Source organism: Dactylosporangium roseum, assembly GCF_025264685.1.
In the GTDB taxonomy this organism is placed as follows: domain Bacteria; phylum Actinomycetota; class Actinomycetes; order Mycobacteriales; family Micromonosporaceae; genus Dactylosporangium; species Dactylosporangium roseum.
Genome location: NZ_CP073721.1, coordinates 589,882 through 604,756, shown reverse-complemented (window position 1 = coordinate 604,756; position 14,875 = coordinate 589,882). Strand labels below are relative to the sequence as shown.

Here is a 14,875-nt window from a genome sequence, read left to right as displayed (position 1 = left end):
CGCCGTCATCGTCGGCGTCGGGCTCGGTGCTGCTGATCTCGCTCAGTTGGAACCGTCCGGGGTCTCCCCACCGCTGACGATCCGCACGTGATCGCCGTCGGTGGTGACACTGACCGGCTGGCCGACCTCGGCACCGTTGGCACCGGGCTCGACCGACGTGCGCCGGCGGCGTCCGTTCACGCTGTACGGCGCCATCGGCGGCCGCTTCACGACACGGGCGCAGATGCGGGCCATGTCGTTCTGGGAGATGGTCTCCTTCTCCATGAGCTCCTCGACGATGGTGTCGAGGACGTCACGGTATTCGACCAGGATCTCCCACGCTTCGTCGTGCGCGATCTCGATCAGCGAGCGGACCTCGCCGTCGATCTCGGCGGCGACCTTCTCGGAGTAGTCGCGCTCGTGGCCCATCGTCCGGCCGAGGAACGGCTCGCCTTCGCCCGTGCCGTACTTCACGGCGCCGAGCTTCGCGCTCATGCCGTACTCCGTGATCATCGCCCGGGCAAGCGCCGTCGCCTTCTCGATGTCGTTGCCCGCGCCCGTGGTCGGCTCGTGGAACACGAGTTCCTCGGCCGCCCGGCCACCCAGCGCGTAGGCGAGGGTGTCGATCATCTCCGAGCGCGTCTGCGTGTACTTGTCCTCGGTCGGCAGGACCAGCGTGTGCCCGAGCGAGCGGCCACGGGACAGGATGGTGACCTTGTGCACCGGCGCCGAGTGGGGCAGCGCCCAGGCGACCAGCGCATGGCCACCTTCGTGGTACGCGGTGACCTTCTTCTCGTGCTCGCTCATGACGCGGGTGCGCCGCTCCGGACCGGCGATGACCCGGTCGATGGCCTCTTCGAGGTAGTCGTTGGTGATCGCCCGCTTGTCGTTGCGGGCGGCCAGCAGCGCGGACTCGTTGATGACGTTGGCCAGGTCGGCACCGGTGAAGCCGGGCGTGCGCCGGGCGACGGAGTCGAGGTCGACGTCGGGCGTGAACGGCTTGCCCTTCGCGTGGACCCGCAGGATGGCCTTGCGGCCCTCCATGTCGGGCCGGTCGACGGCGATCTGCCGGTCGAAACGGCCCGGGCGCAGCAGCGCCGGGTCGAGGATGTCCGGCCGGTTGGTGGCCGCGATCAGGATGACACCGCCCTTGGTGTCGAAGCCGTCCATCTCGACGAGGAGCTGGTTGAGCGTCTGCTCACGCTCGTCGTGACCGCCGCCCATGCCGGCGCCGCGGTGGCGGCCGACGGCGTCGATCTCGTCGACGAACACGATGGCCGGCGCGTTGGCCTTGGCCTGCTCGAACAGGTCGCGGACCCGGGACGCGCCGACGCCGACGAACATCTCGACGAAGTCGGAGCCGGAGATCGAGTAGAACGGCACGCCGGCCTCACCGGCGACCGCACGGGCCAGCAGCGTCTTGCCGGTGCCGGGCGGGCCGTAGAGCAGGACGCCCTTCGGGATCTTCGCGCCCAGCGCCTGGTACTTCGCCGGCGCCTGCAGGAAGTCCTTGATCTCGTGGAGCTCTTCGACGGCCTCGTCGGAGCCCGCGACGTCGGCGAAGGTCGTCTTCGGCGTGTCCTTGGAGATGAGTTTCGCCTTCGACTTGCCGAAGTTGAGGACGCGAGAACCACCGCCCTGCATCTGCGACATGAACAGGAGCAGGAGGACGACGAGCACCGCGATGGGCAACAGGTTGATCAGCAGGCTGATGAAGATGTTGTCCTGGGTGACGTTGACGTTGTAGTCCTGCACCTTGCCCTGTGACTTGAGCTGGGAGAGCTCGTTCTGCAGCTCGTCCGCGCTCTGGGAGGAGAACTGACCCTGGATCTTGTTCGTCTCGCTGCCTTTGACCTTGACCTTGTTCTTGAGGTCGAGGTTGAGCGTCTGTTCCTTGTCCTGGATCACCGCCTTCGTGACGTTGCCCGACCGGAGCTGGTCGAACACGAACGACGTGTCCGCCTTCGTGTAGCTCGGGCCGGACGTGAAGAAGGAACTGAGCACGATGGCACCGATGATCACCAGAAGGATCCAGACCACCGGCCGGCGGAACAAACGGGTACGTTCCATGTTGTCGTCGGGCGCACACAGCGCCCGGCCCCTCCATCCGTAAGGCCGTCAACCACGCCGGACCCACTGTGCCGACGCGATGTCGAGAACGTCCGCATGGTGGGTTCGCTGACGCTCGCGACCATTTGACGGTACACCGTGGCACCGACAGTCGCGGATCGGCGTCGGCCGGGTAGGAGGTGCTCTCAGCAGACTCTCAGGAAATCCAGGTCAGCCGCGCCCGTATACGGAGGGTTTGAGCACCCCGACAAACGGGAGGTCACGGTACCGCTCCGCGTAGTCCAACCCGTATCCGACCACAAACTCGCTGGGTATGTCGAATCCGACATACCGCACCGGAACACTCACGCGCAGCGCGTCGGGCTTGCGCAGGAGGGCGACGACGTCGACGTTCGCGGCCGAGCGGCTCTCCAGGTACTTCAGCAACCAGGACAAGGTCAGCCCGGAGTCGACGATGTCCTCGACGACGATCACGTGCCGACCGGCAATGTCGCGGTCCAGGTCCTTGAGGATGCGAACGACACCGGAGGACGTAGTGCCCTGCCCGTACGACGAGACGGCCATGAACTCCATCTCGACGGGCGGGCCGGAGCGGCCGAGGGCGCGCGCGAAGTCGGCCATGAACATGACGGCGCCCTTGAGCACCCCGACCAGCAGCACCGATTCCACGTCGGCGTAGTCGGCCGCCACCTGCTTGGCCAGCTCCGCCGTCTTCTCGCGGATCTGCTCCTCGCTGACGATCACGTGGTCGATGTCGGACGAATGCCAGGTGCTGCCGTCGGCCATAGGCCTAGCCTGCCCTATCGGTCCCGCCGGATCGACGCCGGGTCACCCCTGAGGAGACCCGCGCCGCACTCAGAATCCTGCTGCCACACCGTCTGCCCGCGGTTCGGAGCCGGCCACATAGCCGGCGTCCGTGCGCCAGATGGCCTGCCCGTAGCCGAACGCACCCGGCGTGCCGACCACCGTCACGTCGTGACCGCGGCGGCGCAGGTCGTCGACGGCGCCGGCCAGGCCGGGCTCCACCCGCACTTCCAGCCCCGTGTGCCAGTACCAGCGCGGCCGGTCGAGCGCGGCCTGCGGGTCGAGCAGGTCGTCGACCGTGGAGAGCACGACCTGGAGGTGGCCCTGGGGCTGCATGTGCCCGCCCATCACGCCGAACGGTCCGACCACCGCGCCGTCCCGGGTCAGAAAGCCCGGGATGATCGTGTGGAAGGGGCGTTTTCCGGGCGCGACCACGTTCGGGTGAACCGGGTCCAGGACGAACCCGGCGCCACGGTTCTGCAGGCTGAACCCGGTGCCCGGGACCACGACGTGGGAGCCGAAGCCCATGTAGTTGGACTGGATCAGGCTGACCATGCGCCCGTCACCGTCGGCGGTGCACAGGTACACGGTGCCGCCCCGCAGCGGGTCGCCGGTCGGGTATTCGGCGGCGTGCTCGCCGATCAGCATGCGGCGGCCGGCGAGGTACGCGGGGTCGAGCAACTCCGCGGGGTGGGTGTGGAACGCCGGATCCGCCACGTAGGCGTGCGCGTCGGCGAAGCCGAGCTTGATCGCCTCTAGCTGCTGGTGCAGCGACGGCGACGCCGGAAGACCGTCGAGGATACCGAGCGCGATCAGGGCGGCGATGCCCTGCCCGTTCGGCGGCAATTCCCACACGTCGTGCCCGCGGTACCGCACGGAGATCGGGTCGACCCAGGTGGACTCGTGGTTCACCAGATCGTCGGCGCGGAGCAGGCCGCCGGTGCGCTCGGCGTGCGCGACCATCGCCTCGGCCAGCTCGCCGCGGTAGAAGGAGGCGGCACCGGTACCGCTGATGGAGCGCAACGACCGGGCGACGTCCGGGTTGCGGAACCGCTCCCCTGCCCTGGGCGCGCGACCACCGGGCATGAAGACGCGGGCCCACTCGACGAACTCGGGTCCGATCAGGTCGGCGTGCACGACCTCGGCGGCCCGGCCCCAGTGGTGGGCGACGGTCGGTGACACCGGGTAGCCGTGCTCGGCGTAGGCGATCGCGTCGGTGAAAAGGTCGGCGAACGGCAGCGATCCGAAGCGTTCGTGCAGGTCACGCCAGCCAGCCGGGGCGCCGGGAACGGTCACCGGCAGCCAGCCGCGCGCCGGCACGGCCTGCGTCGCGGTCGCCTGGCTGCCACCCAGCGCGGCCGACGCGAGCGCTGGCTCCCGGTCCAGCACGAGGTCGCGCGTGAGCAGGGCGGGAGACCGTCCGGAGGCGTTCAGCCCGTGGAGCCGCGAACCGTCCCAGACCAGGGCGAACAGGTCACTGCCGAGGTCGTTCGAGCCGGGCTGGAGCACCGTCAACGCGATCGCGGTGGCGACCGCCGCGTCGATCGCGTTGCCTCCGCGGCGCAGCACCGCCAGCCCGGCGGACGCCGCGAGCGGCTGACTTGTGGCCACGACACCGTGGGGCGCGAACAACGGCTTGCGCGCAAGGAGGTCTTTCGACACCGAATGATCTTAGGCGGTACGGACCGCGCGGCGCATCCGCTGATGTCAATGGTTTCCGTGCAACCTGCCGTCCTGCCGGGCGACGCGCACGCCACCGGGCAGCGCGGCGGGTCCCTGCCCGTGCCAGTCCACGACGAGCGCGTCGAGGGCCACCACGTGCCGGTTCGACAAGGCGCTGCCCGGCACCCCGAGCCGCCGCACCCAGGCGTGCAGCACCCTGGTGCGCACGGGCGCGGGCAGCCGTTCGAGCGCGGCGACGGACAGCGCCGCCGGCCCGTCGAGCGCCTTCTCCAGCGCGTCCGCGGCCAGCTCGTCGAGGTGGTTGTTGTCGGCGGCGACCAGCCGGGCGGTGCGCGCCAGGTTGTCGACCACACCGGCCCCTAGCGCCTCAACGAGTGGCCGGACGCGCGACCGGGCATATGCCGGATCGCTGTTGTGCGGGTCGTCCCACGGCACGAGGCCGTCGGCCGCGCAGGCGAGCCGGGTGTCGGCGCGGCGGACGTCGAGCAGGGGCCGCACGAACAGCACCCCGTGCCGCTCGCGTCGCTCCGGCATGCCCGCCAGCCCGCGCGGCCCCGAGCCGCGGGCGAGCGCGAGCAGCACCGTCTCGGCCTGGTCGTCGCGGGTGTGCCCGAGCAGTACGAGCCCCGCCCGGTGGGCCTTGGCAGCCGCGGCCAGCGCGGCATACCGGGCGTCACGCGCCGCCGCCTCCGGCCCGCCCGGCCCGGCCACCTTCACACTGCGCACCTCGACCGGCGCGAACTCCCGCTCGCGCGCCCAGCCCGCCAGCCGTACGGCCCGCTCGGCGGACCCGTCCTGCAGGCCGTGGTCGACGGTCACCATGCCGCAGTGCAGGCGCATGCGATGGGTGACGAACCGTGCCGCGACGGCCAACGCCAGCGAGTCGGCCCCGCCGGAACAGGCCACCAGCACCGTGTCACCGGGTGCGAGCGCCGGCTCGACCGCAGCCAGGCTCCTTCGGACCGCGGTCCGCACGGCCGCGACAGCCGGCGCCAGCGCGGCCATGCCGATCAGTCGGCACCGGCGGGCTTAACCGGCCGGTGACCGTCAGCCTCGGCGGCCTCGAGCGTCGTGCTGGACTCACCCGCGTCGAAGGCACTGCGCGGCTCGGGCGCCACTTCCGGCGGCGCCCCTTCGGCCTCGGCGCTCCCCTCCTTTGGATCGCCGTCCGCGGTGCTTCCGGTTTCGTCGCCCTCGGCCTTCACGTCCTCCGCCGCCGTGGCCTGCGCCTTGGCCGGCGTGCCCTCTGCGCCGGGCTCGACCTCGGCCGGTCCCGCCTCGGCAGCGGCCGGATCGACGTCCTCGACGGGAGGTGCCACGGTGACCGGTCCACCGGCGGGCGGCTCGACCTCGGCGGGCACCGCACCGGCCGACACCGGGTCGGCAGGGGTCCCCCCGGCCTTTCCACGCTCTTCCGGCGCGACCACACCCGGCTGCGTCTCGGCGGCCAGGCCGGCCACCTCGGTCGACTCGGCGACCCCGGCCTCCGCCGGAGCGGTGTCCGTCGGCTCGGGAACGGTCGGCACGGGGGCTGGTGGCGCCTCGGTGACCGGCGCGGCCTGCACGGGCGTCGGACGGCTCAGCGCGCTCGCGCCGAGCACGCGCACGATCCAGGCCTCGGGGTCACTCAGCTCGTCGAGCCGCGGAATGGTCAGCGGCGACTGCCACAGCTTGTTGAACCCGTCCATACCGACGTGCTCGACGACCGCGTGGACGAACTTGCGGCCCTCCGCATACTGCCGGAGCTTCACGTCGACACCGAGCAGCTTGCGCAGCACCCGGTCGAGCGGGTTGCCGGCCTCGCGGCGGCGGTTGAACTTGGACCGGATCTCCTCGACACTCGGCACCACCTCGGGGCCGACGCCGTCCATGACGAACTCGGCGTGGCCCTCCAGCACCGTCATCAGCGCCGTGAGCCGGTCGAGGACGGCCTTCTGACCCGGAGTCTGCACCAGGTCGAGGACCGAGACACGGCTGTTGGGATCGCGGACCACGTCGGCGAGTGCGCCGACGGCGCGCCGCATCCGCTCGGCGAGTTGGTCCTGGTTGAGCTGGGAGGCGTCGACGAACGCGCCGACCTCACCGAGGAAGTAGCCCCGCATCCAGGGCACGGCCGTGAACTGCACCCGGTGGGTCACCTCGTGCAGGCAGACCCAGAGCCGGAAGTCGCGCGAGTTGGCATTGAGCTTGCGCTCGGCCTCGACGATGTTAGGCGCGACGAGGAGCAACTGGCCGGGGTCGGCGGCGAAGACCTCGTATTGCCCGAGGACCTTCCCGGAGAGATAGGCCAGCACGGTTCCGGCCTGGACGCCGGTGAACCGCGAGCCGATGGCACCGACGACCGCACCCGGCTGCTTACCGCCCGCGAGCCGCTCGGCCAGCGGCTGGATGACCTGCCGCAGGCCCTCGATGTTGGTGGCGGCCCAGTCGCGCCGGTCGACGACCCGCACCGGTGGCCCTTGGACCATGGCACGGAGGCCGGTGAAGGCCGTGACGTGCTCGGCCGCCTCGTTCGCCAGCCCGCGCAGGTCGGCGACGGCGGCGGCGGCCTCTTCGTAGGAAACGGCCGGGCCGCTCTTGCCCAGCGCCGCTGCGGTGGCTGCGGCGAGATCCCAATCGACGAACTGCGCCATGTCCCCACCGTACCCGCGTCGGACCACTGCCGACCGCCTCGACTACCCCGAGTAAACCCTGATCACACTCCGCATCCGGACTATCGACAGCCGCAGGCCGCCAGCGCCGCGGCCACCCGGTCGAGCGCGACCACCGCCTGCCCACCGTCGGTGGTCTGGTCCGCCATGAACGCGAAGGCCAGCGCCCGGCCGTCGGCGTCCACCGCGATCCCCGCCAGCGAGTTGACCCCGGTCAGGGTGCCGGTCTTCGCGCGGACCAGCCCGGCCGCGGCCGCGCCGTCCTGAGCCTTGGTGAACCGGGTGGCGAGAGTGCCGGAGTACCCCGCGACCGGCAGGCCGCTGAAGATGCCGCGCATCTCGGCCCGGTCCGACCGGGCGGCCATGGCGAGAACGCCGGTGAGCAGCGCCGGGGAGAGCCGGTTGGTGCGGGAGAACCCGCTGCCGTCGACCAGGCCGTAGCCGGTGACCGGCAGGTTGAGCTCCGCGAGCACGGTCTTCATGGCGGCGGCCCCGCCCTCGAACGACGCCGGCTGCCCCTTGGCGATGGCCACCTGGCGGGCCAGCGCGTCGGCGAGCACGTTGTCGCTCTCCAGCAGCATGGTCTCGACCAACCGGACAAGCGGCGCGGACTCCACCTTGCCGAGTTCCTTCGTGCCCTGTGGCGCCGTTCCGGCCGCGACCGCGCTCTGCGGCAGACCGAGCACCTTGGCGAACGCCTGCGCGGCCTGGACCTCGGGCTGGGGGAAGCGGGCCGAGTACCGCGTCGGGTTGCGCCGCGCGCCCTCGGTCATCAGCGGGGTGATCACGGCACCGGAACCACCGGTAGTCGCGTCGGAGTCCCACCCCGGCTCGATGCCGGGGCCGGTGTAGAGCGACACGTCGTAGATCACCCGCGTCGGCGCGGCGTCGCCCAGTGCCTCCTTCACCTGTGCGGCGAGATCGTCCAGCCGTGGCGCGCCCGGATAGAACGACGTCGGGAACACCGCGAGCGTCGGGTCGCCGCCACCGACGATCACGACCTCGCCGGGTTGCGTGCCGGCCACCACCCGGGTCTTGATGCGGTACGCCGGGCCGAGCGCGGCGAGCACCGCGGCGGCGGTCACCACCTTCGTGGTGGACGCGGGCGTCATGGCGGCGTCAGGCTCGGAGGAGTACAGCACCTGCCCGGTGGCGACGTCGACGACGGAGGCGGTGATGTGCGGGCCGAGCGCCGGAGCGGCGAGCAGCGGGGCGAGCACCGCGGCGACTCCGGCCTGGCTGGGCATCGGCACCTGGCTGTCCATGGCCGCCAGCACGACCGGCGGCGGCTCGGCCGGGATGCCCGCCTTCCAGGTCGTGGACCGGCCGTCACCCAGGCCCAGCACGCGCACGACATCGGGGCCGGCGAACACGGCGGTCAATGCCACGGCGAGCGCGACGACCAGCACAGTCGCCGCGGCGACCACGCCGGCGCGGCCTCCGCTTTGTGGTGTTTCCCTCGCCACCCGACCCTCCCCGTTCAGCGTCACGGTGCTGTACGCGAGACTAATGGTCGGCGCAGCGGTGCGAGGGTGAGGAGTCATCAGATGGACTTCGACGTGACGGTCGAAATCCCGAAGGGTCAACGCAACAAGTACGAGGTTGACCACGCGACGGGCCGCATTCGGCTCGACCGGACACTGTTCACCTCCACGCAGTACCCGGCGGACTACGGCTACATCGAGGGCACGCTCGGCCAGGACGAGGACCCGCTGGACGCGCTCGTGCTGGTCCAGTCTCCCACGTTTCCGGGCTGCCTGATCCGCTCACGCGCGATCGGGATGTTCCGCATGACCGACGAAAAGGGCGGCGACGACAAGGTGCTGTGCGTCCCCGCCGAAGACCCGCGGCTGGAGCACCTCCGGGACATCCACCACCTCGGTGAGTTCGACCGGCTGGAGATCCAGCACTTCTTCGAGGTCTACAAGGACCTTGAGCCCGGCAAGAGCGTCGAGGGCGCGACGTGGGTCGGCCGGGTCGAGGCGGAGGCCGAGATCGCCGCGTCTCGCCGCCGTTACCAGGAGGCCATCGCGGCGGGCACGTATCACGACCCGGGTGTGGCGCCCAACGCGCACCCGACCGAGTAGCCGGTCCTTGTTCCGCTCGCCTGTCAGGTGAACAGCCCGTAGAGGCCCAGCACGGCGCAGGCGAGCGGCACGACCGAGATCATGCAGAGCACGTCGAGCAGGTCGGCGGCCCGGCCCACGTAGGGTGAGGACGGTCGGGTCGCCGCCCGCACGCCCGCGAGCGCGACGATCACCGCGGCCGCCGAGACCAGCGCGACGCCCTCGATCGCCGATCTGCACAGAAACAGTGCCAGCAGGGCCGGCCCGGCCAACCCGGCCCCGATCAGGGGCAGCCGCTGCCGGACGGTGACGAAGATCCGCGCCCGCAACAGGAACGCTGTCGCGGCCACGGCGACGAGAATCGTCCCCGAGACGTCGCCGGACCGCACGAGCACCAGGGCCGCACCGCCGGCCGCGAGGGCGCAGCCGATCAGCATGCCGGTGAGCATCTCGTCGGTCCGTGCCACCGCCGCGAAGATCCGGGACCGGTCGGGCGGCGCACTGATGACCCGTCCGCCCGGTGCCAGGTCGGCGGGCAGCGCGATCATCGGCATCGGCAGCTTCCCCAGGCGGATGGCGATGAGCGGCAATCCGGCCACACCTGCCACCAGCGCGGCGAGCACGACCGCGGCGGCGGCCGTCGGGCGGGTCACGATCGCCAGCGCTCCGGCCCCGGCGGCGAGCAGGCCCGCGGTCGCGCCCGCGACGAAGAGCCGCAACTGGTGCGCGACTCCGGCCGCGGCGACGAACGACGCCAGCAGCAGCGCGACACCGCCGATCAGGGCCCGGCCCGCGCCGGTCGCCGGATCGGGCGCGGACAACCAGCCGGCGACACCGGCGAACGGCAGCCCGTAGGCCGCGAGAACCGCGCCGACCAGCGAGTCGCCATAGGCACGCGACGCGGTCGACCCGGCCAGGACGAGAACGGCGACGAGCACGCCTGCGATCACCGGCGCGTCGAACCGGAGGGCCGCGACGACCGCGACCGCCAGGCCCGCACCTGCCGCGGCCAGCGCCGTGGCGCGCGTCGCCGCCGGGCTCCACGGGACACCCTGACGCCGCGCCCCGGCCGCGATCGCCTCGACGACGTCGTCGAACTCGAGCTCGGGCCAGCCCGTCCGGGCCGGCACAAGATACAGGATCGTGCCGTCGTGGACGCCTTGGCCGGCCAGCCCCGCGGCGGCCGAGAGCGTCGTGCCGTCGGCGCGTCTCAGCAGCCACCCGCCGTGCCGCTCGCCGTCGTCGGCAAGGCCGGCTCCGGCGTGCTGGAGCAGCTCCGGCAACAGCTCGGCCAGGGGCACGGAGTCGGGCAGCGCGACGTCGATCCGCCGCTGTGGGGCGTTGATCGTCACGCGGGCGAGACCGGTCGATGCTGCGGGCATGGGCTCAGACGTATCACGATCCACCGATCTCCGTCTCGCCCCTCACCGGTCCGCTCACGTGACGCGAAATTTCAACTACTCACGGTGGAACGGGCTCACGGACTGTCGTACCGAGCCCCTAGAGTGCCTCGCGTGAGCACGACCGTCGTCAATCGATCATCGCGGCGCCCCGCACCGGAGATTCCGAGCGGGGAGCTGCTGGTGCAGGCGCCTCCGGAGACACCGCAGGTGCCGTCGACGCGCTGGCAGCAGTTGGTGCAGGTGGTGCCGATGCTCACCGGGACGATCGCCACCGCGTTGCTCTTCGCGGGCCGCGACGGCGGTGCCTACTCCTATGTCATCGGTGCCATCTTCGGCTTCTCCACCCTCGGAATGCTCCTCACCTCGACGGGCAGCGGCGCACCGAGGAAGGCGGAGATGGTCGCGGCGCGCCGCGAGTATCTGCGGCATCTCGCCGAGCTGCGCCGCCGGGTGCGGGAGACGGCCGCGAAGCAGCGCACCGGCCTGCACTACCGCCACCCCGACCCGCACGCGCTGTGGTCCACCGTGGACAGCCATCGGCTCTGGGAGCGCCGGACGACCGACGGCGACTTCGCGATCGTGCGGGTCGCCGTCGGGCCGCAGACCCTGGCAACACCGCTGATACCGCCGATGACCCGGCCGCTGGAGGACTTGGAGCCGATGACCGCGGCGGCGCTGCGCCGGTTCCTCGACGCCTACTCGGTGGTCCCGGACCTGCCGGTGGCGATCTCGCTGCGCAGCTTCGCGCGGATCCACGTGCGGTCGGCGAGCACGGCCCGCGGCACGCCGGCCGGGATCAGCGGCGCACACGATCCGGCCCGTGCCCTCGTGCGGGCGATGCTGGCGCAGCTCACCGTGTTCCACGCGCCGGACGATCTGCTGGTCGCCGTCTGCGCGGCACCGGGCCGGCGCGACTGGTGGGAGTGGACCAAGTGGCTGCCGCACTCGCTGCACCCGACCAGCACCGACGCCGTCGGCCCGGTCCGGTTGGTCGCCGACACCGTCAAGGAGCTGGAGGAGCGCCTCGACGAGCTGCTGGCGAGCCGCGGACGGTTCGACGCCGAGCGCGGCGCCGGAAAGCCGACCGGGCCGCATCTCGTGGTCGTGCTCGACGGCGGCGACCTGTCCGGGAGCGGCCACCTCGGCACCGACGGCGGCATCGACGGCGTGACGCTGATCGACCTCGACCGGGAGCCGCCGCGACTGCTCGACCGCTCGGCGATCGTGCTCGACCCGTCGGACGGCAGGCTCGCCACCGTGTCCGCCGACGCCGAGCCCGGCGACACGCGAACGTCGGTCGGGGTGCCGGACGCGCTCGACCCGGCGGAGGCGGAGGCCGTCGCCCGTCGGCTGGCACCACTGCGGTTGGCGGTCCGCACCGGCGCCGAGGGGAAGGCGAGCGGCAGGGATCCCAGTGCGGGCGCGGACTTCACCACCCTGCTGCACCTGGGCGACCCGTGGTCGTTGGAGGTCGCCTCGGCGTGGGCGCCGCGACCGCACCGCGACCGGTTGCGCGTGACGATCGGCGTTGGGCAGCAAGGCCAGCCGGTCGACATCGACCTCAAGGAGTCGGCGCAGGACGGCATGGGACCACACGGCCTGCTCATCGGCGCGACCGGGTCCGGCAAGTCGGAGCTGCTGCGCACGCTGGTGCTCGGCCTCGCCGCGACCCACTCCTCCGAGACGCTCAACTTCGTCCTCATCGACTTCAAGGGCGGTGCGACGTTCGCGCGGATGGACCGGCTGCCGCACGTGGCCGCGTTCATCACCAACCTGCGCAAGGAATTGCCGCTCGTCGACCGGATGACCCACGCGATCAACGGCGAGGTGATCCGCCGCCAGGAGGTGCTGCGGCGCTCCGGCGACTACGACTCGGTCCGCGACTACGAACGGGCCCGCACCGGCGGGGCGCCGCTCGCGCCGCTGCCGAGCCTGCTGATCGTCTGCGACGAGTTCAGCGAGCTGCTCGAGGCCAAGCCGGACTTCATCGACCTGTTCCTGCAGATCGGCCGGGTCGGCCGGTCGTTGGGCATGCACCTGTTGCTGGCCTCGCAGCGCCTGGAGGAGGGACGGCTGCGCGGGCTGGACACCCATCTGTCCTACCGGATCGGCCTGCGCACGTTCTCGTCGCTGGAGTCGCGCACCGTTCTCGGCGTCCCCGACGCATACGAGCTGCCGCGGTCCCCCGGTCACGGCTATCTGAAGTCCGGCACCGAGCCGCTGGCGAGGTTCAAGGCGGCATATGTGTCGGGTGTGCATCGCCAACCGGGTCGATCGCCGGCGGTGCAGGGCGTGCCCGGCGGGCGGCGGGTGGTCGAATACGGGACTCAGTTCGTACCGCTGCCGCCGAAACCTGCCGCCGCGGCCGAATCCGCCACGGCGCCTGCCGGGGAAAGCCTGCTGGACATCATCGTCGAACGGCTCGTCGGGCGGGGCGTGCCGGCACACCAGGTGTGGTTGCCGCCCCTCTCGAGCGCGGCACCGCTCGACGAGTTGCTCGGGCCGCTTGTCGTCGATCCGATGCGCGGGCTGACCGTCGTCAACCCGCAGTTGCGCGGCACGTTGCAGGTGCCGCTGGCGTTGATCGACAGGCCACTGGAGCAGCGCCGCGACGTCATGTGGCTCAGCCTCGGCAGTGCCGACGGTCACGCCGCCGTGGTGGGCGGCACGCAGAGCGGCAAGTCCGTCGCCCTGCGGACGCTGATCACCGGGTTGGCGCTGACCCACACGCCGGCCGAGGTCCAGGTGTACTGCCTGGACTTCGGCGGCGGCCAGCTCGCCGGGCTACGCGGCCTGCCGCACGTCGGCGGGGTCGCCGGCCGGCTCGACACGGCGGCGGTCCGGCGCACCGTCGGCGAGATCGCGGCGCTGCTGGCCGAGCGGGAGCGGCGGTTCGCGGCAGGCGGGATCGACAGCATGACGACGTATCGGAGGCAGCGCGCCACGGCCGGCACCACGGCGGCGGGCGACCAGTGGGGCGACGTGTTCCTGGTGATCGACGGCTGGTCGACGGTGCGGGGCGAGTACGAGGATCTGGAAGGGGTCATCACCGACATCACCACCCGCGGCCTGTCGTACGGCATGCACGTCGTGGCGTCCGCGTCGCGGTGGACGGACTTCCGGCCGGCCTTCCGTGACCTGCTCGGATCCCGGCTGGAGTTGCGACTGGGCGACGAGACCGACTCCCTGGTGTCACGCAAGGCCGCCGCCAACGTGCCGAAACAGACGCCCGGGCGGGGGATCACGGCCGAGGGCCTGCATCTGCTGGTGGCACAGCCCCGGCTGGCGAGCGCCGAGCCGCCCGACCTGGTCACGGCGATCGCGGCGGCGTGGCCGGGTGCACCGGCGCCTCGGGTGCGGCTGCTGCCGGCGGTCGTGCCGTTCGCCGACATCACCGAGGACGCCGACCCGGCCAACCGGCTCGCCCTGCCGCTGGGCATCGCCGAGAGCGACCTGCGCCCGGTCCGGATCGACTTCGCCGGGGATCCGCACTTCCTGATCTTCGGCGAGGGTGAGTCGGGCAAGTCGACGGCGTTGCGCGGGCTGGCGGCGACGATCAGCACGAGGTTCGCGCCGCACGAGGCGCGGATCGTGCTGATCGACCACCGCCGGAGCCTGCTCGGGGCGGTGGTGACGGAGCACCTCATCGGATACGGCACGGGGGTGCGGCAGACCGAGGAGCTGATCGCGTCGGTCGCCGACTACATGGAGCGGCGGCTGCCGGGACCCGACGTCACGCAGGACCAACTGCGCACACGAAGCTGGTGGACCGGTCCGGAGTGTTTTGTGCTCGTCGACGACTACGACCTGGTCGCGACCGGTCCGGTGAACCCGTTGCAGCCGCTCCTGCCCTACCTGGCACAGGCCCGCGACATCGGCCTGCACCTGGTGCTCGCGCGGCGGAGCGGTGGCGCGTCCCGGGCGTTGTACGAGCCGGTGATCCAGCGCCTGCGCGAGCTGTCGTCGCCAGGCCTGGTGATGTCCGGCGACCGGGACGAGGGCGTGCTGCTCGGCACCGTCCGGCCGGGCCCGCTGCCCCCGGGCCGCGGCTGGCTGGTCACGAGGAGAGAGGAGGCCCGGCTGGTCCAGGTGGCCCACCTACCGGCGACGTGACGCGCCCACGCTGGTCGCGCAACACCGCACCGACTCCGTCACGAACGGCCCCCACGCCAGCGCCGGCGCCAGGCCACCGCGCGGCACGGCTGTCGGCGCCACGCCG

General features: G+C 71.9%; 8 protein-coding genes and 1 pseudogene. 2 read left to right on the top strand and 7 right to left on the bottom strand.

Going from position 1 to position 14,875, the window contains the following annotated elements:
• Positions 1-42: 42 nt before the first annotated feature.
• From ftsH to dacB, 6 genes and pseudogenes are all read right to left on the bottom strand, one after another.
• Positions 43-2,049, bottom strand: coding sequence for an ATP-dependent zinc metalloprotease FtsH (gene ftsH, locus Drose_RS02635; protein WP_260726579.1), 2,007 nt, complete (start codon positions 2,047-2,049; stop codon positions 43-45).
• Between the two features lie 210 nt (positions 2,050-2,259).
• Complete coding sequence (hpt, locus tag Drose_RS02630) at positions 2,260-2,835, bottom strand: hypoxanthine phosphoribosyltransferase (RefSeq protein WP_260726578.1); 576 nt, start codon at positions 2,833-2,835, stop codon at positions 2,260-2,262.
• A gap of 69 nt (positions 2,836-2,904) precedes the next feature.
• Entirely contained in the window at positions 2,905-4,515 is a 1,611-nt protein-coding gene (locus tag Drose_RS02625) for a gamma-glutamyltransferase family protein (protein WP_260726577.1), read from the bottom strand.
• A 45-nt stretch (positions 4,516-4,560) separates the two neighbouring features.
• A complete protein-coding gene (gene tilS / locus Drose_RS02620; protein ID WP_260726576.1) occupies positions 4,561-5,541 on the bottom strand; it encodes a tRNA lysidine(34) synthetase TilS in 981 nt (326 codons plus the stop codon).
• Positions 5,542-6,128: 587 nt separating this feature from the next.
• Positions 6,129-7,169 (bottom strand): annotated as a pseudogene (locus Drose_RS02615) (zinc-dependent metalloprotease); the annotation flags it as partial.
• Between the two features lie 80 nt (positions 7,170-7,249).
• On the bottom strand, positions 7,250-8,614 hold the full coding sequence (gene dacB / locus Drose_RS02610; RefSeq protein WP_260726575.1) for a D-alanyl-D-alanine carboxypeptidase/D-alanyl-D-alanine endopeptidase: 1,365 nt from the start codon (positions 8,612-8,614) through the stop codon (positions 7,250-7,252).
• Between the two features lie 120 nt (positions 8,615-8,734).
• On the opposite strand from dacB, the gene Drose_RS02605 reads away from it, so the two are divergent.
• Entirely contained in the window at positions 8,735-9,274 is a 540-nt protein-coding gene (locus Drose_RS02605) for an inorganic diphosphatase (protein ID WP_260726574.1), read from the top strand.
• Between the two features lie 23 nt (positions 9,275-9,297).
• On the opposite strand, the gene eccD is transcribed toward Drose_RS02605, so the two are convergent.
• On the bottom strand, positions 9,298-10,635 hold the full coding sequence (gene eccD, locus Drose_RS02600) for a type VII secretion integral membrane protein EccD (protein ID WP_260726573.1): 1,338 nt from the start codon (positions 10,633-10,635) through the stop codon (positions 9,298-9,300).
• Positions 10,636-10,767: 132 nt separating this feature from the next.
• Here eccD and eccCa point away from each other — a divergent pair, with 132 nt between their 5' ends.
• The gene (gene eccCa / locus Drose_RS02595) at positions 10,768-14,769 is read left to right on the top strand and encodes a type VII secretion protein EccCa (protein ID WP_260726572.1); all 4,002 of its coding nucleotides are present in this window, start codon (positions 10,768-10,770) and stop codon (positions 14,767-14,769) included.
• Positions 14,770-14,875 lie beyond the last annotated feature (106 nt).